Raw genomic sequence first — 19097 nt, 5'->3', positions numbered from 1 at the left:
CGGCCGAGGACCGTCGCGCACCTGACCGAGCACCGTCGTGGGGAGGCGCGCCATCGGTCCGTGCGTGCTTCGGCGGTCAGCGCTCGCGCGGTGGCGTGATCAGCACTCCGCCGAATCGTGCCTCCCGGTAGTCCCACTCGCGTCCATCGACCCACACCCGCGCCGAGATGCAGGGGAGCGGTTCGTGCTCGCCGTCCGGCCAGTGCAGCACGAACCCACCGCCGAACGATGCGTTCGATCCGGCCACGCGTGCGCCGTTCGCATCGACTGCGCGAGCCTCGCATCCGTGGCACAGGTACTCGGGGTACCGGTCCGACTGGGCGACCTGGGCGCCGCAGTTCGGGCAGGCTTGCGTGCCACGCGACACAGGAAGGAACGGGCTCATCCGGCGAGCGTAGGCCGAGCGACGCGCGTGCGCTTCGCGCATCGCCGGCCGATCGGCACCGCTGTGGTCGCATCGACCTGTCCGTGCGACGCTCGCTCGCCGATCTGCGACGGATGCTCGGGAAGCGTCGCGGAACCCGGGGGCGCGCCGAGGGGTTCGCACGGGCCTCGTCCTGCCTTCGGCTGGGTCTCGGGGATGTCGGCCTCGGTCGTGAGCGCGGCGCCGATCACCCGTCCGCTGGCCGCCTTCGACGCAGCGACCGGCCCGGACGGCCTACCTCCCCGTCAGCGCGCCGATTCGCCACAGCGTCTCGTGCAGGGGATCTCGAACGAGCGGAGCGATGTCACGGCTCTCCTCCGACTGTCCGCCCGCGCGCATGGCGATGCCGAGCGAGATGTCGGGAGGTCCCGACGCCAGCGGAGACATCCGCAGGCGCGGGAAGCGGAGCCGGTCGTCGGGGGTCACGACGAGGGTCGGGACGAGGGCGACGCCTCCCCATGCTCGGCGAGGCCGAGCAGCGTCTCGGTGCTCGAGCTCTCGATCGCGATCCTCGCGCTCTGCAGCGTCGCCAGGTACGGGCCGCGGTGCAGACGACCCCGCCGGATCGGGGAACGAGGATGTTTCGCTGATCGAGCGCGTCGGCTCCGATAGGGGAGTCACCGTGGTCGAGGACGTCGGGGAGCGATGCCACGAGGAAGCCGCTTCGAATGACCGGGGCGAACTCGTGCACACTCCATCCCTCTTTCATTCGGACATAATGTGCATTATCGGCGTTCGTGCGGGCGGCGGCGAGCGGGGCGGGTCACGCGCCGAGCGCCTCCCACGCACGCAGCGACGAGGCGATCTCGTGCAGTGCATGAGCCGTCGCGGTGAATCCGTGGGTCGCGCATCGTGCGCGCAGCGCGACCGCGGCGTCGATCGCCGCGGATCGGCGCCGTCGTGCGTCCTCGTCGTCGAGCCATGTCGCGGCGCTCGCGACGTCCGCCTGCAGCACCGAGACGTCTGCCAGCAGGTCGACGAGCGCCTCGCCGAGGTCGACGCTCCACGGCGGGCTCCACGGCAGCTCGACCGAGGGCTGCAGCCCACGAGCGTCACGCTGCACGCGGCGCTCGAGTCGCCGACGACTCCCCCGAACCTGTGAGAATCCTGAGAGCATCAGGCTGGGCCGTCGTGCGTGGTCGACGCGTCCGGCTCGTCATCGTCGGATGCGCCGGTGAACGTCAGCACGCCGAACGTGATGGCGAGGGGCAGGAACACGACCCAGATCGACTCCCCCATCGCGAGGAACAGCAGCGCCAGCACGCCGAACGTGATCGCCAGTGGCAGGAAGGCCGCGTTCGCCCCGCGCAGCATCTCAGGCACCCACGTAGTCGGCGAGGTGCTGGCCCGTGATGGTGGCTCGGGCTGCCACGAGATCGGCCGGCGTGCCCTCGAACACGATCGTGCCGCCGTCGTGACCGGCGCCAGGTCCGACGTCGACGATCCAGTCGGCGTGCGCCATGACGGCCTGATGGTGCTCGATGACGATGACGGTCTTGCCGGAGTCGACGAGACGGTCGAGCAGGCCGAGCAGCTGCGCGACGTCGGCCAGGTGCAGGCCCGTGGTCGGCTCGTCGAGCACGTAGACGCCGCCGTCCTTCTCGGCCATCTGCACGGCGAGCTTGAGGCGCTGGCGCTCGCCGCCCGACAGCGTCGTGAGCGGCTGCCCGAGCGTGACGTAGCCGAGCCCGACGTCTTCGAGCCGCGACAGGATGGCGACGGCGGCGGGCGTGCGCGCCTCGCCCTCGGCGAAGTACGCGTGCGCCTCGGCGATCGACATGGCCAGCACCTCGCTGACGTCCTTGCCCCCGAGGGTGTACTCGAGCACCGAGGCCATGAAGCGCTTGCCGCCGCAGTCCTCGCACGTCGTCGACACGGTGGACATCGGACCGAGGTCGGTGAAGATGACGCCCGCGCCGTTGCACGTGGGGCACGCGCCCTCGGAGTTGGCGCTGAAGAGCGCCGGCTTCACGCCGTTCGCCTTGGCGAAGGCCTTGCGAACCGGCTCGAGCAGACCCGTGTAGGTCGCGGGGTTCGAGCGACGCGAGCCGCGGATCGCGGTCTGGTCGATCGACACGACGCCCTCGCGGCTCGCGATCGAGCCGTGGATGAGCGACGACTTGCCGGAGCCAGCGACGCCCGTGACGACCGTGAGGATGCCGAGCGGCACGTCGACGTCGACGTGCTTGAGGTTGTGCGTGGACGCGCCGCGCACCTCGAGCACGCCCGTGGGCTTCCGCACGCTCGGCTTGAGCGACGCACGATCGTCGAGGTGCCTGCCCGTGAGGGTGCCGCTGGCACGCAGCCCGTCGACCGTGCCCTCGAACTGGATCTCGCCACCGTGCGTGCCTGCGCGAGGACCGAGGTCGACGACGTGGTCGGCGATCGCGATCGTCTCGGGCTTGTGCTCGACGACGAGCACGGTGTTGCCCTTGTCGCGCAGCTGCTGCAGCAGGTCGTTCATGCGCTGGATGTCGTGCGGGTGCAGGCCGATCGTCGGCTCGTCGAAGACGTAGGTGACGTCGGTCAGGGCCGAGCCGAGGTGTCGGATGAGCTTCGTGCGCTGCGCCTCTCCCCCGCTGAGCGTGCCGGAGGGTCGGTCGAGCGACAGGTAGCCGAGGCCGATGGACACGAACGACTCGAGCGTCTGCACGAGCGACTCGAGCAGCGGCGCCACCTTCGGCTCGTCGATGCCGCGGGCCCACGCGACGAGATCCGAGATCTGCATGCTGCACGCATCCGCGATCGAGATGCCGGCGATCGTCGACGACCGCGCCGGTGCTGCGAGGCGCGTGCCCTCGCACTCGGGACAGGGCTGGAACGTGACGGCGCGATCGACGAAGGCGCGGATGTGCGGCTGCATCGACTCCTTGTCCTTCGACAGGAGCGACTTCGTGATCTTCGGCACGAGACCCTCGTACGTCATGTTCATCGTGTCGACCTTGACCTTGGTGGCCTCCTTGTAGAGGAAGTCGGCGCGCTGCTGCTCGGTGAGCTCGCGGATCGGCACGTCGCCGGGCACGAAGCCCGATGCGACGAAGATCCGCACGAGCCAGCCGTCGGCGGTGTAGCCCGGCACCGTGATCGCACCCTCGAGGAGCGAGCGCGAGTCGTCGAAGAGCTGCGCGAGGTCGATGTCGTTGACGCGGCCGAGGCCCTCGCAGCGCGGGCACATGCCGCCGAGCATCGTGTGATCCTGCTCGACCGCGATGCTGCCGCTGCCCTTGTCGACCGTCATCGAGCCCTGCACGCGCACGCTCGGCACGTTGAACGAGAAGGCGTTCGGCGAGCCGATGTGGGGCGACCCGAGTCGGGAGAAGAGGATGCGCAGCATGGCGTTGACGTCGGTCGCCGTGCCGACCGTCGACCGGGGGTTGGCGCCGAGGCGCTCCTGGTCGACGATGATCGCCGTCGTGAGGCCTTCGAGACGGTCGACCTCGGGGCGCGCGAGCGAGGGCATGAAGCCCTGCACGAAGGCGGGGTAGGTCTCGTCGATCATGCGCTTCGACTCGGCCGCGATCGTGCCGAACACGAGCGACGACTTGCCCGAGCCGGACACGCCCGTGAAGACCGTGAGCCGGCGCTTGGGGATGTCGAGCGAGACGTCCTTCAGGTTGTTCTCGCGTGCGCCCTGCACGCGGATGAGGTCGTGGCGGTCGGCGGGATGCTGGCTCGCGCTCATCGTGCTCCGTCGGTCGAGGCGTCTCGCCGCGTGCTGGGCGGCGCGACGATCACTCTAGGACCGACCCCCGACGGATGGCTCGGCGGGGTGACGCCGTGCCTGCGCGACCGCTACGCGTCGAGCGCCTGCAGCAGGTCGGCGACGACGTCGTCGGCGTGCTCGATGCCGATCGACACGCGGATGAGACCCTCGGGGATGCTCTTCGACTCGCTCGCCCAGCGTCGTCGGCGCTCGAGCGTGGTCTCGACGCCGCCGAGGCTCGTCGCGTGCCGCGCGAGACGCACCGCGGCGACGACGCGGTCGGCGCGCTCGGCGGACTCGACCTCGAAGGAGACGACGGTCGAGTAGCCCGGGTAGCGCACGCGCGAGACGGCCGGGTGCGCCTCGAGCGCCGTCACGACCGCCTTCGCGGTCGCCTGCGCGCGCTCGAGCCGCACGTCGAGCGTGCGCATCCCGCGCAGCACGAGGAACGCCTCGAACGGTCCGGGGATCGCGCCGTGCAGCGAGCGGTTGCCGTGCAGGCGCGCGAACCAGTCGTCGTCGCGGGTGACGATGGCGCCCATGATGACGTCGGAGTGGCCCGAGAGGAGCTTCGTCGCCGAGTGCACGACGATGTCGGCGCCGTCCTCCAGCGGACGCTGCAGCAGGGGCGTGGCGAACGTGTTGTCGACGGCGACCGGCACGCCGGCCTCCTTGGCCGCCGCGACGATGCGCGCGACGTCGGCGACCTCGAGCGCCGGGTTCGTGGGCGTCTCGAGCCACACGAGCGCTGCGCCGTCGATGGCGGCGATCACGGCGTCGGCGTCCTCGACGTCGACGAGCTGCGGCTCGATGCGCCCGGCGGCCCGGTGCTGCTCGAGCAGGCCGAGCGAGCCCTGGTACGCGTGGCGCGGCACGACGACGCGCCCGCCGACGGGCACCTGGTCGAGCACGGCGGCGACGGCGGCCATGCCCGAGGCGAACGCGAGCGCGCGGCCGCCCTCGAGCTGCCCGATGGCATCCTCGAGCGCCGTCCACGTGGGGTTCTGGAAGCGGGCGTACTCGAGGTCGCCGCCCGCGATGTACGACGACGCGAGCGTGATCGGCGCGTTGAGCGGCTGATCCGACTCGGCGGGCGGGCGGCCTGCCGTGACGGCGATGGTGGCGGGGTGCTTGCTCGCGTGGGTCACGCGACCACGCTACGTGCTGTCGCGCGCCCGGGCGGGCATCCACACGATGTCGCGCGGACCGCTCGAGCGCCAGCCCCCACCGACCCCCAGCCTGCACGGGCTAGCCTCGCCTGCGTGCCGGTCGTCATCGCGAACCCCATCGCGCGCGCCTCGCTGCGCGGCGTCCGGGCGCTCGAGGCCGCCGCCCACGTCGACGTGCGCTGGACGGGCGACGAGCGCGCGGACGCCCTCGCCCGCCGCGCGCTCGCCGAGGGCGCGGATGCCGTCGTCGCGGTCGGCGGCGACGGCACGATCCGCGACGTCGCCGACGTGCTCGCTGGCACGGGCGTGCCCATGGGCATCGTCCCGGCAGGCACGGCCAACCTCTTCGCCCGCAACCTCGATCTGCCGGTGCGCGACGTGGCACGCGCGGCGCGCATCGCCCTCACCGCCGCTCCCCTGCCCACCGACCTCGGGCGCGTCGTGCTGCACGTCGGCGACCGCGTCGACGCACCGCGCGCGTTCCTCGTCGTCGTCGGCGTCGGCCACGACGCCACGGCGGTCGAGGCCGCGTCGCTCGCTCGCAAGCAGCGGCTCGGATGGGGTGCGTACGTCGTCGCAGGCGTGCGCCGCTTCGCGCATCCCCTGCTCGAGGTGCGTGCGCGGCTGGACGACGAGCCGACCGTGCGCACGCAGGCGTGGACCGTGCTCGTGCACAACACGGCCCGCATCACGCTCGGGCTGCGCGTCGTGCCGGACACGCGCCCCGACGACGGCCTGCTGCACCTCGCTGCGGTGTCGCCACGACGCGTCGCCCACTGGGGCCGCATCGCCGCGGCCGGCATGGGGCTCGCGCGCGCCGAGGGCGTGCTCTCGCATCGCACGGGCCGCCGCGTGCGGCTCGACGCCGACCGCATCCCCGTGCAGATCGACGGCGATGCGCACGGCCGCATCACGCGCCTCGACGCATGGATCGACCCCGGCGTGCTGCTCGTGCGCCGACCTGGAGGAGCCCGATGACCGACGCCCGCACCCGCATCCTCGCGACGCTCGCCACGGCCGACGACCTCGACGCCGTGCTCGCGGGCTTCGACGTCGACCGCCTCATGCGCGCGTTCGATGGACCCCTGCTCGCGCGCGACCGCCGCGCGGAGCTCGCGGTGCTGCTGTGCCTGGACCGAGCGCGCGACCTGTCGGCGTCGGTGCTCGCCGAGGTCGTGCACGCCATGCGCTCGCTGCGCAATCGCGGCACGTTCTCGGGCGCCATCCGCGGGGTCTTCGACGCGCTCTCCGGCGAGGAGTTCCGCGACTTCAAGTACCGGCTCAACGCCACCGGCGACCGGCACGACCTCGAGCACGTCGTCTTCGAGCGGCTCACGCTCGTCGACCGGCATCACGTGCTGCAGCGCATCCGCGACGAGGCGCGCGGCCTCGACCACCACGAGCTGCGCATCCTCTGCGACATCGACGACACCGTGAAGTCGATGCTGCACGACCGCCGGTTCGCGCGGGGCACCGTGTACCCGGGCGTCGTGCAGCTGCTGCGCGAGCTCGACGACGGCGCCGCCGCGGAGGCGGGCCGCCCCGGCGACCTGACGTTCGTCACGGCGAGGCCCGAGGGGCCGAGGGCTCTCATCGAGCAGTACACGCGCGACGCGCTCGCGCCGCTCGGACTGCCGCCGCACACCGTGCTCGGCGGGTCGTTCCTCAACATCGCCACGAAGGCGTCGATCGCTGCGCGCAAGCTGCAGAACTTCGACCACGAGCGCCAGCTCTTCCCCGAGTGCCGCTACGTGTTCGTGGGCGACTCCGGGCAGGCGGATCCGCAGGTCGGACAGGCGATGGTCGCGCGCGACCCGGAGTTCATGGCGCGCGTGCTGATCCACGACGTCACGGGCGTGCCGCAGGAGCGTCGGGCCCGCTGGGCGCAGCAGGGCGTCTCGACGTTCTCGACCTACTCGGGTGCGGCGCGCATCGCCGCGGGGCTCGGGCTCGTGTCGGAGGCGGGGGTCGAGCGCGTGCACGCCGCCGTGCTCGAGGGGCTCGACGGCGAGGGCGTCCGCGAGGGGCACCGCGACGAGCTCGTCGCCACCGCAGAGCGCGAGGTGCAGGGCTGAGGCCCGCGGCTCAGACGCTGTCGGGCTCGCTCGCGAGCAGCTGCGCGAGCCAGGCGTGGCCCGCCTCCATGGCGACGGCGGGCGCGCTCGTGGAGCGCACGAGCAGGTCGTCGGCGGTCGCGCGGGCGCGCTCGACGAGCCACGACGGCCAGCCGTGGCTCACGGAGCGGGCCGCGAACTCGTCCTCGTCGTCGAGCCACGGCGCGAGGCCGCTCGCCGGCACCACGAGGTCGAGGTCGAGGTCGACGTACTCGACGATCCAACCCTCCCCCGTCTCGTCGCGGCGCACCGTCGGCGGCGTCGACACGTCGACGTAGGCGTCGACGTCGGCGCGGTCCCACCATCCGGGCAGCATCCACGTGCCGTCCGGCCAGGCCTCGGTGGTCGGCGGCACGAGGCGCACGAACGCGTGCCCCGAGAGGTACTCCTTGCGCCACCCCTTCTGCACGGTGGTGCCGGCGCTCACCCCGATCCAGAGGCCGTGCTCGTCGGTGCCGAGCACCGTCGCGTCGTAGCGCCAGTGGGGCTTGCCGTTCCACTTCGCACCCTCGACGCGCACCGCATCGCCGGGCTGAGGCGCGCCGCCCGCGAGGCGATCGAGGCTCGCGAGCACGTCCTCCGCGCTGAACTCGTCGCCCGAGGCTCGGATCTCGTCGGCGGTCCACCAGCGGTGGGCGAGGATGTCGTCGAGCTCGTCGTCCATGCGGTGCTCGTCGAGCGGCGTGAAGCGCTCGCATCGCCACAGGTACGTCGTCGCGTCGGTCGCGGCGTACGGGTGGCCGTCGGGATGCGGCACGCGAGCGTGGCCGATGGGTCCGACGAGGGCTGCCGGGTCGACCCGCTGCCCCGTCTCCTCGAACAGCTCGCGCACGGCGGCCTCGAGCTCGGTCTCGTCACCCTCGATGCCCCCGCCGGGCGTCAGCCATCGGGGCGGCGCGACGTCGGCGTCCCACCGCGTGCGCAAGAGCAGCGCGGCACCCGTCGGATCGACGCACAGCACGCGCGCGGTGCGACGCACCCCGCGTGCGTCGGCGCGAGCGGCGATCAGGCGTCCCGTGCGTCGTCGGGGCCGGGCTCGGTGGCCTCGGCGGGCTGCGCGGGCGTCTGGGCTGCCTTGCGGCGGCGCGAGACGAGCAGCATGACGCCCCCCACGACGACGATCGCGATCGCGATGGCGGCGATGGCCCAGGAGGCGATCTCGGTGGCGGTCACGGGAAGCTGGTCCACGGCACGATCCTACGCGTCGCGATGGGGCGCGGATCGCGTCGAGCGGCGTCCCGGGCGCGCCGCGCGTCAGCCGTACCGCTCGCGATAGCGCGCTCGGGCGGCGGGGTGCAGCGACGCGGGCGCCGTGTCGATGAGGTTCGACGCCGTGAGGTACTGCACGCCCACGGAGTCGTCGGGCACGAGGCGCTCGGCGTCGTCGACGAGCGCGTCGACGAGCGTCGCGGCGATGGCAGCGGCGAGGTCGGGGCGTGCGACGAGCAGGTTCGAGACGCCGATCGCCGGGATGGGCCGCGCGGCGTCGACGACGCCGGCCGGCACGGCCGTCGACGCGTAGAGGCCGGGATGCGCGGCGTCGAGCGCAGGCAGCGCGGGCGTGCAGTCGACGAGCGTCACGCGCGTCGTGGAGCGCAGCCGCTCGACCTCGGGGATCGGCACGCCGCCCGACCAGAAGAAGGCGTCGATCGCGCCGTCGCGGAGCGCGTCGACCGCCTCGGTCAGCTGCAGCGCGGAGCGCTCGACCGCACGCGGCCCATCCCACAGGTCGACGGCCTCGAGCACGCGCTGCGCGGTGAGCGCAGCACCCGATCCGGGCGCGCCGATCGACGCGCGGGCGCCGGCGAGCGCGTCGAGGGTGCGCACGGTGCCGTCGGCGCGCACGACGCACTGCAGGTAGTTCTGGTACACGCGACCGATCGCGACGAGCTCGGTGTCGGCCGCCTGCGCCTCTGCCACGGCATCCGCGAGCGCGATGGCGAGGTCGGCGTCGCCGCTGCCGAGCAGCGCGAGGTTGTCGACGCTGCCCTGCGACTCGCGCACGCGGAGGTCGGCGGCGCCGCGGTCTGCGAGCGCCGCCGCGAGCAGGTCGCCGAACTGCACGTAGGTGCCGCCGCGCTCGCCGCACGCCATCGTGAGCCTCGGAGGGGTGGCTCCGATGCCGCAGCCCGCGAGGGCGCTCGCGAGCGAGCCCGCGACGAGCGCGCCGCCCGCGGCGAGGACGGCGCGACGCGTGACGCTCACGCGGCGCTCCGCAGCACGATCGTCACGGCGAGCCCGCCGCCCGCGCCGGACGCGATGGTCGCGCGTCCGTCGTTCGCGCGGGCGAGCTCGTGCAGGATGGCGAGCCCGAGCCCTGAGCCGGGCAGCGCCCCGTGCGCCGACGCACGCCAGAAGCGCGTGCCCGCCCTCGCGAGGTCGTCGGCGGCGAGGCCCGGGCCGTCGTCGACGACGGAGACCACGACGCCGTGCTCGTCGCGCTCGACGCGCAGCGCCACGGTGGCACCCTCCCCCGCGTACTTGCGGGCGTTGTCGAGCACGATCTCGACCATCTCCTCGAGGTCGCTGCGGCGGCACGCCACCGCGACGTCGCCCTCGCCGGATGCCACGAGCCGCATCTCGGCGGCGGCGAGCGGCTGCACCCAGGGCTCGGCGAGCGCCGCGGCCGACGTCACGTGCTCGCGCGGCGACGCGTCGGCGAAGCCCGTGCGACGCCCGCTCGCCTCCGCGGTGGCTCGATGCTCGGCGTCGGCGAGGTCGAGCATGCGCTCGACGGTGCGCTCGAGCCTCGCGAGGTCGACGTCGATGGCGGCGAGCATCTCGGGGTCGGGCTCGTCGCGGCGCGCGGCGTCGAGCCGCAGGCGGATCGCCGCGAGCGGATTGCGCAGCTGGTGGGATGCGTCGGCCACGAAGCCGCGCTGCTGCTCGAGGGCGTCCTCGACGCTCAACGCCATGCGCTCGAACGTCGACTGCAGGCGGCGCAGCTCCGGCGGCCCCGTGAGCGGCGTCGGCTCGGGCTCGCGCAGCTCGGCGAGCGCCGACGCGGCGGCATCGAGCGCGCGCACGGGCCGCAGCACCCACCGCGTCCACTGCAGCGACGCGGCGAGCAGGGTCGCGAGCACGAGCGCGCCGGCGACGGCGACGACGACCCACCACCGCACGACGTCGGCGCGCGCCGCCGTCACGTCGACCTCGAGCACGACGGCCGCGACGGGGACGCTCGCGTCGGCCAGCACCGGCTCGGCGACGAGCGCCGTCTCGCCGCTCCAGGGCACGACGGTCGCGAGCGACCACTGGGGCACGGCACGGGATGCCGTGAGCGCGAGGCGCTCGACGTCGCCGTCGCGCTCGAGCGCACCCGCCGACGCGATGACGTCGCCCGCGGCGTCGACGACGAGCACCGACTCGCCGTACGTCGCGTGCAGACGATCGAGGTACCGCGCGAGGGCGGCGGGGTCGTCGTCGCGCACCGCCGACTCGGCCCGCTGCACGATCTGATCCATGGTCGTCGAGCGCTGCAGCGTCAGCTGCTGCGTGCGCGACACGGCGATGCCCTCGGCGGCGGGGACGACGACGGCGCACACGGCGAGCAGCCCCAGCAGCATGAGCGGCAGCAGCACGCGCAGCCTCACGCGCGCCCGACCTCCTCGAGCCTGCATCCGAATCCGCGGATCGTCGTGATCGCGAGAGCGGGCAGCTTCGCGCGCACCTGCGCGAGGTGCACGTCGTAGGAGCGGGAGGTCGCGGCGTACGCGTCGCCCCACACCTCGTCGAGGATCTGCTGCCTGCTCACCGCGCGACCGACGTCGCGGGCGAGCACCGCGAGGAGCGCGAGCTCGGTGGGCGTGAGCGCCACCTCGGCACCGGCAGCCGTCACGCGCCGCGCTGCGAGGTCGATGCGCACGTCGCCGATGGCGACGACGGCGTCGCGCCGCTCGGCGGCGGCACCCCTGCGCCGCGAGACGGCGTCGATCCGGGCGAGCAGCTCGTGCATGCGCACGGGCTTCACGAGGTAGTCGTCGGCGCCAAGGCGCAGCGCGCGCACGGTCGACCGCTCGTCGCCGCGCGCCGTCACGACGATGGCGGGCACGTCGCTCACCTGCCGCAGCCGGCGCAGCGCCTCGAGCCCATCCATGTCCTCGAGGCCGAGGTCGAGCAGCACCGCATCGGCATCCCGGTGCCGCAGCAGCACGTCGCCGCCTCGTGCCACGGCAGCCGCCTCGTGGCCGGCGCGCTCGAGCACGGCGACGAGCGCCCCGGCGACCGAGGCGTCGTCCTCCGCGATGAGCACCCGCACCCTGCATGGTAGGCACGCGCGGCGGTCCGTGCTCGCCACCGCAACGTCAAGGCGACGTAAAGATGCGGGCCGCACGGCGCCGGATGCGCGTCGGCGACCCCAGGATGGGTCGCATGTCGACGACGACCCACGCTCCGGTGAGCCTCCGCAGATCCGTCTCCAACACGTTGAAGGGCTCGGCGGGCAACCTCGTCGAGTGGTACGACGTCTACGTCTACTCCGTCTTCGCCTCCTACTTCGAGTCGCAGTTCTTCGCGGAGGACGACCAGAACTCGACGATCTACGTGTGGGCGATCTTCGCCGTCACCTTCCTCATGCGCCCGCTGGGCTCGTGGTTCTTCGGCCGCTTCGCAGACCGGCACGGTCGCCGCCTCGCGCTGTCGGTGTCGGTGTCGCTCATGGCGGCGTGCTCGTTCGTCATCGCCATCACGCCCACGGCGGCCGTCATCGGCGCGGGTGCCGCCATCATCCTCATCCTGTGCAGGCTCGCCCAGGGCTTCGCGACGGGTGGCGAGTACGGCACGTCGGCCACGTACATGTCGGAGGCGGCCGTGCCCGGCCGCCGCGGCTTCCTCTCGTCCTTCCACTACGTCACGCTCGTCGGCGGGCACGTGCTCGCGCAGGCGACGCTGCTCGTCATGGTGCTCACGGTCGACGCGACCGCGATCTCCGAGTGGGGCTGGCGCGTCGCGTTCGGCATCGGCGGCGTCGCGGCGCTCGTGGTCTTCTGGCTGCGCCGCACGATGGACGAGTCGCTCACGACCGAGGCGATCGAGGCGGCGCGCAGCGGCGAGTCGCGGCAGGCGGGCTCGATGCGCGAGCTGCTCGTGCACCAGTGGCGACCGCTGCTGCTGTGCTTCCTCGTGACGATGGGCGGCACGGTCGCGTTCTACACGTACTCCGTCAACGGCCCGAGCATCGTGAAGGGCGCGTTCGCGGGCGACGACGTCGTCACGGGCACCGTCATCAACCTCATCGCGCTGACGATCCTCATGCTGCTGCAGCCGCTCGGCGGCTGGCTCTCCGACATCGTCGGCCGCAAGACGCTGCTCGTCTTCTTCGGCATCGGCGGCGTGCTCTACACGTGGTTCCTCCTCACGTGGCTCCCGCAGCAGACGAGCCCCGTCGCGGCGTTCGCGATCCTGGTCGGCGGCTTCGTCATCCTCACGGGCTACACGTCGATCAACGCGGTCGTGAAGGCCGAGCTCTTCCCGACGCACGTGCGCGCGCTGGGCGTCGGCTTCGGCTACGCGCTCGCCAACTCGATGTTCGGCGGCACCGCTCCCCTGCTCTACGCCGCCGCGAACGGCGCGGGTCAGGTGCCGCTGTTCATCGGCTACGTAACGATCGCGATCGCCGGCTCGCTCGTCGTCTACGTCGTGTTCCTCAGGAACAAGGGCACCAACTGGCTCGACGACGAGGCGGGGATGCGCCAGCGGGCCGGCGCGCGACGGGGCTGAGCGCCCGGATGCGTCGAGGCCCCGCACGCGATGGCGTGCGGGGCCTCGTCGCGTGCCCGGCGGCTCAGGCGGTGATGTGCCTGCCGAACCAGTCGAGCACGGCCTCGAACCGCTCGACGCGATGGCGCGGCTGCCCGGAGCGCGTGAGCTCGTGGTCCTCGCCGGGGAAGACGAGCAGCTCGGCGTCGGTGCCCTGGCGGTGCAGGGCGGCGAAGTACCGCTGCGCCTGCTCGAGCGGGCAGCGCAGGTCGCGCTCGGAGTGCACGACGAGCGTGGGCGTCGTCACCTGCGAGACGACGGCCATCGGGCTCTGCGACGCGACGAGCGCGGGGTCGGTGCCGACGTACTCGTCGCCGAAGAACGACCCGATGTCGCTGGTGCCGACGAACGCGTCGGGGTCGAGGAAGCCGCGCTCGACGATCGCGGCGCGGAAGCGCTGCTCGTGCGCGATCGTCCACGCCGTGAGGTAGCCGCCGTACGAGCCGCCCATGATGCCGACGCGGTCGGCGTCGAGCCGCGGATGCGCGGCGAGGGCGCCGTCGAGGAAGTCGAGCACGTCGTGGAGGTCGACCGTGCCCATGCGCTGCCGGATCGAGCGCCCGTGCGCCTGGCCGTAGCCGGCCGAGCCGCGCGGGTTGCACTGCACGACGGCGTAGCCTGCGGCGACCGCGACCTGCGCCTCGTCGAACACGTGGACGCCGTACTGCGCGAACGGGCCGCCGTGGATGTTGAGCAGCACGGGGTGCGGTCCCTCGCCCTCGGGCAGCCACACCCAGCCGTGCACGCGCTCGCCGTCGCGCACGACGAGGTCGTGCTCCACGGGCTCGACGATGCCCGCTGCCTGCAGGGCAGCGCCGAAGTCGGTGAGGATGCGCACGGCGCCCTGCTCGACGACGCCGAGCTCGCCGAACGAGGTCGGCGTCTGCACGGTCGCGACGATCGTGCCCGCCGCGGCTGCGACGCCCGTCGCCTCCGTCGCGTCGGCGGTGAGCCGTGCGACGCCCTCGGCGCCGACGTGCAGCACCTGCACGCGGCCGCGGGTGCGGTCCTGCACGAGCACGCCGTCGTCGACGAGGGTGAGATGGCCCTCCGCGAGGTCGACCGTCTCGGGGTCGGTGCGCAGCTCGACCGAGTCGCCGACGACCCGGTAGAGCGCGGCGTTGCGGGCGACGAAGTCGATGCCGCGCTCGCCCACGTGCTGCGCGACGACCCAGAGGCCATCCGCATCCGCGGCGACCTCCGCGATCGACAGGTCGTGGCCGGTGCCGAGCAGCTCGCGCTCCTCGCCGCCGTCGGCGGGGATCGCGACGATCGCGTTCCGCAGGTCGGTGCGCGCGCCGTGGTCGACGCGGATGGCGAGCACCTCCGTGCCGTCGGCGCTCCACACCGCGCCGACGTGGTCGACGTCGCCCGACGTGAGGGTGCGCGACTCGGGGATGCGCGATGCGGGCTCCTGCCGCTCGGCGTCGCCCGCGTCGGCGGGCGACGGCGCTCGGTCGTAGTCGGGCTCGGCGGCCGCGTCGACGACGGATGCGACGGCCACGCGGCTGTGCGCGTCGATGCGGTAGCCGACCCCGTTGCGCTGCGCGTGCAGGTCGAGGATGCGCCGCGGCGACTGCGCCTCCGGCGTCAGGCCCTCGACGGTGCCTGCGCGGCCGGGCTCGACGTCGCGCACCGTGAGCGCGAGGCGCGCGCCGTCCGGCGAGATCCGGAAGCCCGTGACGCCGCCCGCGACGTCCGTCGTCTGCACGGGCTCGCCGCCGTCGGCGGGCATGACCCACACCTGCGGTCGATCCTTCGCGTCGCCGCGCAGGAAGAGGATGCGCGAGCCGTCCGGCGTCAGCTGCGGCGCTGCATCGGACACGCCCTGCGTCAGCCGCGTGCGCGAGCCGTCGGCGAGCGAGACGCGCCACAGCTGGCCGACGCCGCGGTTCGCGGCGATCGACGGCCGGGAGGCGGCGACGACCGCCCATCCCGCGTCGGGATGGACGGCCGGCCGCGACAGCTCGACGAGGAGCTCGATGTCGGCGGCGCGCATCAGGCCTGCGCCTGGAAGCCGGACACGTCGCCGACGAGACGCGTGTGGTCGTGCGGCACGGGGTCGACGACGGCCTGCGCCACCTCGGCGGCGAACTCGTCGACGTCGTACAGGCGCCCTGCATCCTCGCGGCGGCCGGCGATGGCGCCCGGGTTCGCGCGCTCGAGCAGCGTCGCGGTGATCGTGCCCTCGATCATGTCGCCGGAGACGACGACGAGGTCGATGCCTCGCGCCTCGAGCTCGACGATGCGCTCGCGCAGCGCATCCTCGCCCGCCCGCTTCGACAGCGCGACCGCCTCGTACTCGGGCATGGTCGGCACGGTGCGGATGAAGTGAGCCTGGTGGCTCGTGACGAACACGACGCGCGCACCGGGGCGCAGCACCGGGATCGCGGCATCGAGCAGCGCGACCTGCGCGTCGCGGTTGAGCCGCATCGCATAGTCGTCGCCGAGGCCGGCCTCCATGCCGCCCGAGGCGTTCATGACGAGCACGTCGAGACCGCCGTACGCGTCCTTCGCAGCCTGGAACATGGCCGCGACGCTGCCGGCGTCGGTGAGGTCGGCCTGCACGACGAGCGCCTGGACGCCCGTCTCGCGCGCGGCGGCGGCCACCTTCTCGGCGCGCGGCGCCTTGTTGCGGTAGTTCACGACGACGTCGGCACCTGCGCCGGCCAACAGGCCGACGGTCGCGGCGCCGATGCCACGGCTCGAGCCGGTCACGAGCGCGGCCTTGCCTGCGAGCGACGCAGGCTGCAGCGGGTTCTCCACGAGTGCTCCTTCTTCTCGACCCTCGACCCTACCTTTCGGGTGCGGTCGCGCGGCGGAGGCGCCCGGGCCGCGCGACACCCAGGGTGCGTGCGGACGCGCTCGATAGGGTGGCCGCCAGGAGGGGTGGATGGACATCTGGATGTGGGCGTGGGTCGGGTGGCTGGCCATCGCGCTGATCTGCCTCGTCATCGAGCTCATCACGCTCGAGCTGACGTTCCTCATGCTGGGGCTCGGCTCCCTCGTGGGGCTCGTGTCGAGCCTCACCGGGCTGCCCATCTGGGCGCAGGTCATCATCGCGGCCGTCGCAGCCGCGCTGTTCCTCTTCCTCGTGCGGCCGTCGCTCCTCAACCGCATCCATCGCTCCGGCCAGAGCGCTCGCACGAACGTCGACGCCATCGTCGGCATCGGCGGCGAGGTGACGAAGCAGTTCGTCCGTCTCGCAGGCGAGGTGACGCTCGCGAACGGCGAGACGTGGTCCGCCCGCCTCTCCCCCGTCACGCGCCCTCGCGACCTCGACGTCGGCGAGCGCGTCGTCGTCACCGCCATCGAGGGCGCGACGGCCGTCGTCGTCCCCGCCGAGCGCTGACCCCAAGACACCCCGTACCCGAACCGCTAGGAGACGCTCGACATGGACCTCTTCGGCCCAGTCCTGCTGCTGATCATCGTCGCGATCGTCCTGATCGTCGTCGTCGTGATCATCGCCAGGTCGATCCGCATCATCAAGCAGGGATTCACCGGCATCGTGGAGCGCCTCGGCCGCTTCCACCGCGTGCTCGGCCCCGGCCTGAACATCCTCGTGCCGGTCATCGACCGGCTCGCGTACAGCGTCGACATGCGCGAGCAGGTGCGCACCTTCCCGCCGCTGTCGGTCATCACCGAGGACAACCTGAACGTCGCGATGGACACCGTCGTGTACTTCCAGGTCAACGACCCGCGCTCGGCGACGTACGAGATCGCCGACTACCTCTCGGCCGTCGAGCAGCTCACGGCGACGACGCTCCGCAACGTCGTCGGCTCGATGAACCTCGAGGAGGCGCTCACGAGCCGCGACGTCATCAACTCGCAGCTGCGCGCCGTGCTCGACCAGGCCACCGGCAAGTGGGGCATCAAGGTCACGCGCGTCGAGCTGAAGTCGATCGACCCGCCGCAGTCGATCCTCGAGCCCATGGAGAAGCAGATGCGCGCCGAGCGCGAGCGTCGTGCTTCCATCCTCACCGCCGAGGGCCTCAAGCAGTCGCAGATCCTCGAGGCCGAGGGTCAGCGCCAGTCGACGATCCTCCGCGCAGAGGGTGACGCGAAGTCGCAGGTGCTGCGCGCCAAGGGTGACGCCGAGGCGCAGGTCGTGCTCGCCAAGGGTGAGTCCGAGGCCATCGAGCGGGTCTTCGCAGCCATCCACGCCGGCGACGCCGACAACAAGCTGCTGGCCTACCAGTACCTGCAGACCCTGCCGAAGCTCGCCGAGGGCGACGCGAACAAGCTGTGGATCATCCCGTCCGAGCTCACCGACGCGCTGCAGGAGATCGGCAAGGGCTTCTTCCAGGGCAAGGCCGAGGTGCCCTTCCAGGCGACGAGGACCTTCACCGACGGCCAGGGGCCGTCGATCCTCGACGAGACCTTCGAGCCCGACTCGGTGAGCGACGTCGCCGTGCCCTCGATCGCCGAGACCCTCAAGGACTCGGGCATCGACCCCAAGGGCGCCGGCGAGGCGACGAGCATCTCGTCGTCGACGTCGATCGCCGACGAGACGCCGGGCGTGGGGCTCGAGGATGCCCTCGACTCCGTGCGCGAGGCCGAGCAGGAGGTGCCCGGTCAGGCATCCGAGCCCGGTCGCCGCTCGGCGCCGCAGCCGCCGGCTCCCCCGCAGCAGCCGCCCTACCCGCCGCAGCAGCCGCCGCAGCAGTGAGGTTCCTCGAGGGGCCTCGGCCGCGCATCCTCGCCCACCGCGGGCTCGCGACCGAGGCTCCCGAGAACACGCTCGCCGCATTCCGAGCAGCCGACGCCGTCGGCGCCACCCACGTCGAGTCCGACGTGCGCGTGAGCGCCGACGGCGTCGCCGTGCTCCACCACGACGCGTCCCTCGAGCGCGTCGCGGGCTCGTCCGTGCGCGTCGAGGATGCGACGTTCGCCGAGCTGCAGGCCATCGACCTCGGTGGCGGCCACGGCGTGCCCGCGCTCGCCGACGCGCTCGAGGCGCTGCCGCACGTGCGATGGAACCTCGACCTCAAGGTGCCGACGGCCGTGGCGCCCGCCGTGCGCGCGATCCGCGAGGCCGACGCCGTGCGTCGCGTGCTCGTGACGTCGTTCGACGAGCGCACGCGCGCCGAGGCCGTCGCAGCCCTCCCCGGCGTCGCCACGAGCGCGTCGCGCGCCATCATGGTGCGCGCGCTGGCTGCGGTGCGGCTCGGGCTGCGCGGCACGACGTCCCGGGCGCTCGAGCGCGTCGACGCCGTGCAGGTCCCCGAGCGTGCCGGACGCATCCGCATCGTCGACGAGCGCTCGGTCGCCGCGTTCCACGCCGCGGGGGTCGAGGTGCACGTGTGGACGGTCGACGAGCCGGCGGCCATGCGCAGGCTCGTCGCGCTCGGCGTCGACGGCATCGTCACCGACCGCGCCGACGTCGCGATGGCGACGCTGCGCTGAGGGCGAGGGTGTCCGAGGGGCGCGGTAGCCTCGCGGGCATCGACGCGAGGAGGCGCACGATGCCCATCGACTTCCAGGTCACGTTCGACGCGCACGACCCCGAGGCCCTCTCCGCGTTCTGGCGCGACGCGCTCGGCTACGTGCATCCACCGCCGCCGGGCGTCGACCTCGCACCGGGCGACGATCCGCTCGAGGCATGGGATGCCTTCCTCGAGCGCATGCAGGTGCCGAGCGAACGTCGCAACGACTCGTCCGCCCTCGTCGACCCCGAGGGCAGACGCCCGCGCCTGTTCTTCCAGCGGGTGCCCGAGGGCAAGACCGCGAAGAACCGCGTGCACCTCGACCTCCGCGCCGCGGCCGACGTGGCACCCGAGGAGCGCATGCAGGCGCTCGAGGCGGTGTGCGCGCGCCACGTCGCGGCGGGTGCGACGCGTGTGCGCAGGCACGAGCCCGAGCCGCCGCTCTCCCTCGGCTTCATCGTCATGCACGATCCCGAGGGCAACGAGTACTGCCTCGACTGAGCC

18 protein-coding genes and 1 pseudogene are annotated in these 19097 nt (G+C 73.0%); 7 read left to right on the top strand and 12 right to left on the bottom strand.

What is annotated here, in order from left to right; genetic code table 11:
• Nucleotides 1-76: 76 nt before the first annotated feature.
• From ACFQPP_RS06505 to ACFQPP_RS06485, 5 genes are all read right to left on the bottom strand, one after another.
• Nucleotides 77-385 carry a hypothetical protein gene (locus tag ACFQPP_RS06505; RefSeq protein WP_376915735.1) on the bottom strand — a complete coding sequence of 103 codons (309 nt, stop codon included), beginning with the start codon at nt 383-385 and terminating at the stop codon, nt 77-79.
• Between the two features lie 802 nt (nt 386-1187).
• A complete protein-coding gene (locus tag ACFQPP_RS06500; RefSeq protein ID WP_376915734.1) occupies nt 1188-1487 on the bottom strand; it encodes a hypothetical protein in 300 nt (99 codons plus the stop codon).
• Between the two features lie 53 nt (nt 1488-1540).
• Complete coding sequence (locus ACFQPP_RS06495; protein WP_376915733.1) at nt 1541-1747, bottom strand: hypothetical protein; 207 nt, start codon at nt 1745-1747, stop codon at nt 1541-1543.
• Nucleotides 1740-4106: an ATP-binding cassette domain-containing protein gene (locus ACFQPP_RS06490; RefSeq protein WP_376915732.1), complete on the bottom strand. Its 2367-nt coding sequence runs from the start codon at nt 4104-4106 to the stop codon at nt 1740-1742. The genes ACFQPP_RS06495 and ACFQPP_RS06490 overlap by 8 nt, the downstream gene beginning before the upstream one ends.
• Before the next feature lie 110 nt (nt 4107-4216).
• Nucleotides 4217-5275 (bottom strand): trans-sulfuration enzyme family protein, encoded by a 1059-nt coding sequence (locus ACFQPP_RS06485; protein WP_376915731.1) that lies wholly within the window; start codon nt 5273-5275, stop codon nt 4217-4219.
• Nucleotides 5276-5389: 114 nt separating this feature from the next.
• Here ACFQPP_RS06485 and ACFQPP_RS06480 point away from each other — a divergent pair, with 114 nt between their 5' ends.
• A complete protein-coding gene (locus ACFQPP_RS06480) occupies nt 5390-6274 on the top strand; it encodes a diacylglycerol/lipid kinase family protein (RefSeq protein ID WP_376915730.1) in 885 nt (294 codons plus the stop codon).
• Nucleotides 6271-7371 carry a phosphatase domain-containing protein gene (locus tag ACFQPP_RS06475; RefSeq protein WP_376915729.1) on the top strand — a complete coding sequence of 367 codons (1101 nt, stop codon included), beginning with the start codon at nt 6271-6273 and terminating at the stop codon, nt 7369-7371. The genes ACFQPP_RS06480 and ACFQPP_RS06475 overlap by 4 nt, the downstream gene beginning before the upstream one ends.
• Before the next feature lie 10 nt (nt 7372-7381).
• On the opposite strand, the gene ACFQPP_RS06470 is transcribed toward ACFQPP_RS06475, so the two are convergent.
• The 5 genes from ACFQPP_RS06470 to ACFQPP_RS06450 all read right to left on the bottom strand — a co-directional run bounded on the left by ACFQPP_RS06470 (nt 7382) and on the right by ACFQPP_RS06450 (nt 11668).
• A complete protein-coding gene (locus ACFQPP_RS06470; protein WP_376915728.1) occupies nt 7382-8389 on the bottom strand; it encodes an NUDIX domain-containing protein in 1008 nt (335 codons plus the stop codon).
• A 26-nt stretch (nt 8390-8415) separates the two neighbouring features.
• Complete coding sequence (locus tag ACFQPP_RS06465; protein WP_376915727.1) at nt 8416-8598, bottom strand: LPXTG cell wall anchor domain-containing protein; 183 nt, start codon at nt 8596-8598, stop codon at nt 8416-8418.
• A 66-nt stretch (nt 8599-8664) separates the two neighbouring features.
• Nucleotides 8665-9615, bottom strand: coding sequence for a TAXI family TRAP transporter solute-binding subunit (locus tag ACFQPP_RS06460; protein WP_376915726.1), 951 nt, complete (start codon nt 9613-9615; stop codon nt 8665-8667).
• Nucleotides 9612-11003, bottom strand: a complete 1392-nt coding sequence (locus tag ACFQPP_RS06455; protein ID WP_376915725.1) for a sensor histidine kinase — start codon at nt 11001-11003, stop codon at nt 9612-9614. Before ACFQPP_RS06455 ends, ACFQPP_RS06460 begins: the two co-directional genes overlap by 4 nt.
• Nucleotides 11000-11668 (bottom strand): response regulator transcription factor, encoded by a 669-nt coding sequence (locus tag ACFQPP_RS06450; RefSeq protein WP_376915724.1) that lies wholly within the window; start codon nt 11666-11668, stop codon nt 11000-11002. The genes ACFQPP_RS06455 and ACFQPP_RS06450 overlap by 4 nt, the downstream gene beginning before the upstream one ends.
• Nucleotides 11669-11781: 113 nt before the next feature.
• On the opposite strand from ACFQPP_RS06450, the gene ACFQPP_RS06445 reads away from it, so the two are divergent.
• Complete coding sequence (locus ACFQPP_RS06445) at nt 11782-13128, top strand: MFS transporter (RefSeq protein ID WP_376915723.1); 1347 nt, start codon at nt 11782-11784, stop codon at nt 13126-13128.
• Nucleotides 13129-13192: 64 nt separating this feature from the next.
• On the opposite strand, the gene ACFQPP_RS06440 is transcribed toward ACFQPP_RS06445, so the two are convergent.
• Entirely contained in the window at nt 13193-15166 is a 1974-nt protein-coding gene (locus ACFQPP_RS06440; RefSeq protein ID WP_376915722.1) for a S9 family peptidase, read from the bottom strand.
• Nucleotides 15166-15933 carry an SDR family oxidoreductase gene (locus ACFQPP_RS06435; protein ID WP_376915721.1) on the bottom strand — a complete coding sequence of 256 codons (768 nt, stop codon included), beginning with the start codon at nt 15931-15933 and terminating at the stop codon, nt 15166-15168. The genes ACFQPP_RS06440 and ACFQPP_RS06435 overlap by 1 nt, the downstream gene beginning before the upstream one ends.
• Nucleotides 15934-16060: 127 nt before the next feature.
• Here ACFQPP_RS06435 and ACFQPP_RS06430 point away from each other — a divergent pair, with 127 nt between their 5' ends.
• From ACFQPP_RS06430 to ACFQPP_RS06415, 4 genes and pseudogenes are all read left to right on the top strand, one after another.
• Nucleotides 16061-16519, top strand: a complete 459-nt coding sequence (locus tag ACFQPP_RS06430; RefSeq protein ID WP_376915720.1) for an NfeD family protein — start codon at nt 16061-16063, stop codon at nt 16517-16519.
• A gap of 42 nt (nt 16520-16561) precedes the next feature.
• Nucleotides 16562-17467, top strand: a pseudogene (locus ACFQPP_RS06425) (SPFH domain-containing protein); the annotation flags it as partial.
• 365 nt (nt 17468-17832) lie between these two features.
• Nucleotides 17833-18573: a glycerophosphodiester phosphodiesterase family protein gene (locus tag ACFQPP_RS06420; protein WP_376915719.1), complete on the top strand. Its 741-nt coding sequence runs from the start codon at nt 17833-17835 to the stop codon at nt 18571-18573.
• A 59-nt stretch (nt 18574-18632) separates the two neighbouring features.
• Nucleotides 18633-19094 carry a VOC family protein gene (locus ACFQPP_RS06415; RefSeq protein WP_376915718.1) on the top strand — a complete coding sequence of 154 codons (462 nt, stop codon included), beginning with the start codon at nt 18633-18635 and terminating at the stop codon, nt 19092-19094.
• Nucleotides 19095-19097 lie beyond the last annotated feature (3 nt).

This window comes from Agrococcus sp. GCM10030265 (assembly GCF_042666675.1).
Taxonomy (GTDB): domain Bacteria; phylum Actinomycetota; class Actinomycetes; order Actinomycetales; family Microbacteriaceae; genus Agrococcus.
The sequence above is the reverse complement of the archived record's forward strand: the minus strand, read 5'-3'. Positions and strand labels throughout refer to the sequence as shown.

Coding starts and splice junctions, on each gene's coding strand:
- ACFQPP_RS06505 (WP_376915735.1), bottom strand. CDS start 385: ATGAGCCCGTTCCTTCCTGTGTCGCGTGGCACGCAAGCCTGCCCGAAC.
- ACFQPP_RS06490 (WP_376915732.1), bottom strand. CDS start 4,106: ATGAGCGCGAGCCAGCATCCCGCCGACCGCCACGACCTCATCCGCGTG.
- ACFQPP_RS06475 (WP_376915729.1), top strand. CDS start 6,271: ATGACCGACGCCCGCACCCGCATCCTCGCGACGCTCGCCACGGCCGAC.
- ACFQPP_RS06445 (WP_376915723.1), top strand. CDS start 11,782: ATGTCGACGACGACCCACGCTCCGGTGAGCCTCCGCAGATCCGTCTCC.
- ACFQPP_RS06440 (WP_376915722.1), bottom strand. CDS start 15,166: ATGCGCGCCGCCGACATCGAGCTCCTCGTCGAGCTGTCGCGGCCGGCC.
- ACFQPP_RS06430 (WP_376915720.1), top strand. CDS start 16,061: ATGGACATCTGGATGTGGGCGTGGGTCGGGTGGCTGGCCATCGCGCTG.
- ACFQPP_RS06415 (WP_376915718.1), top strand. CDS start 18,633: ATGCCCATCGACTTCCAGGTCACGTTCGACGCGCACGACCCCGAGGCC.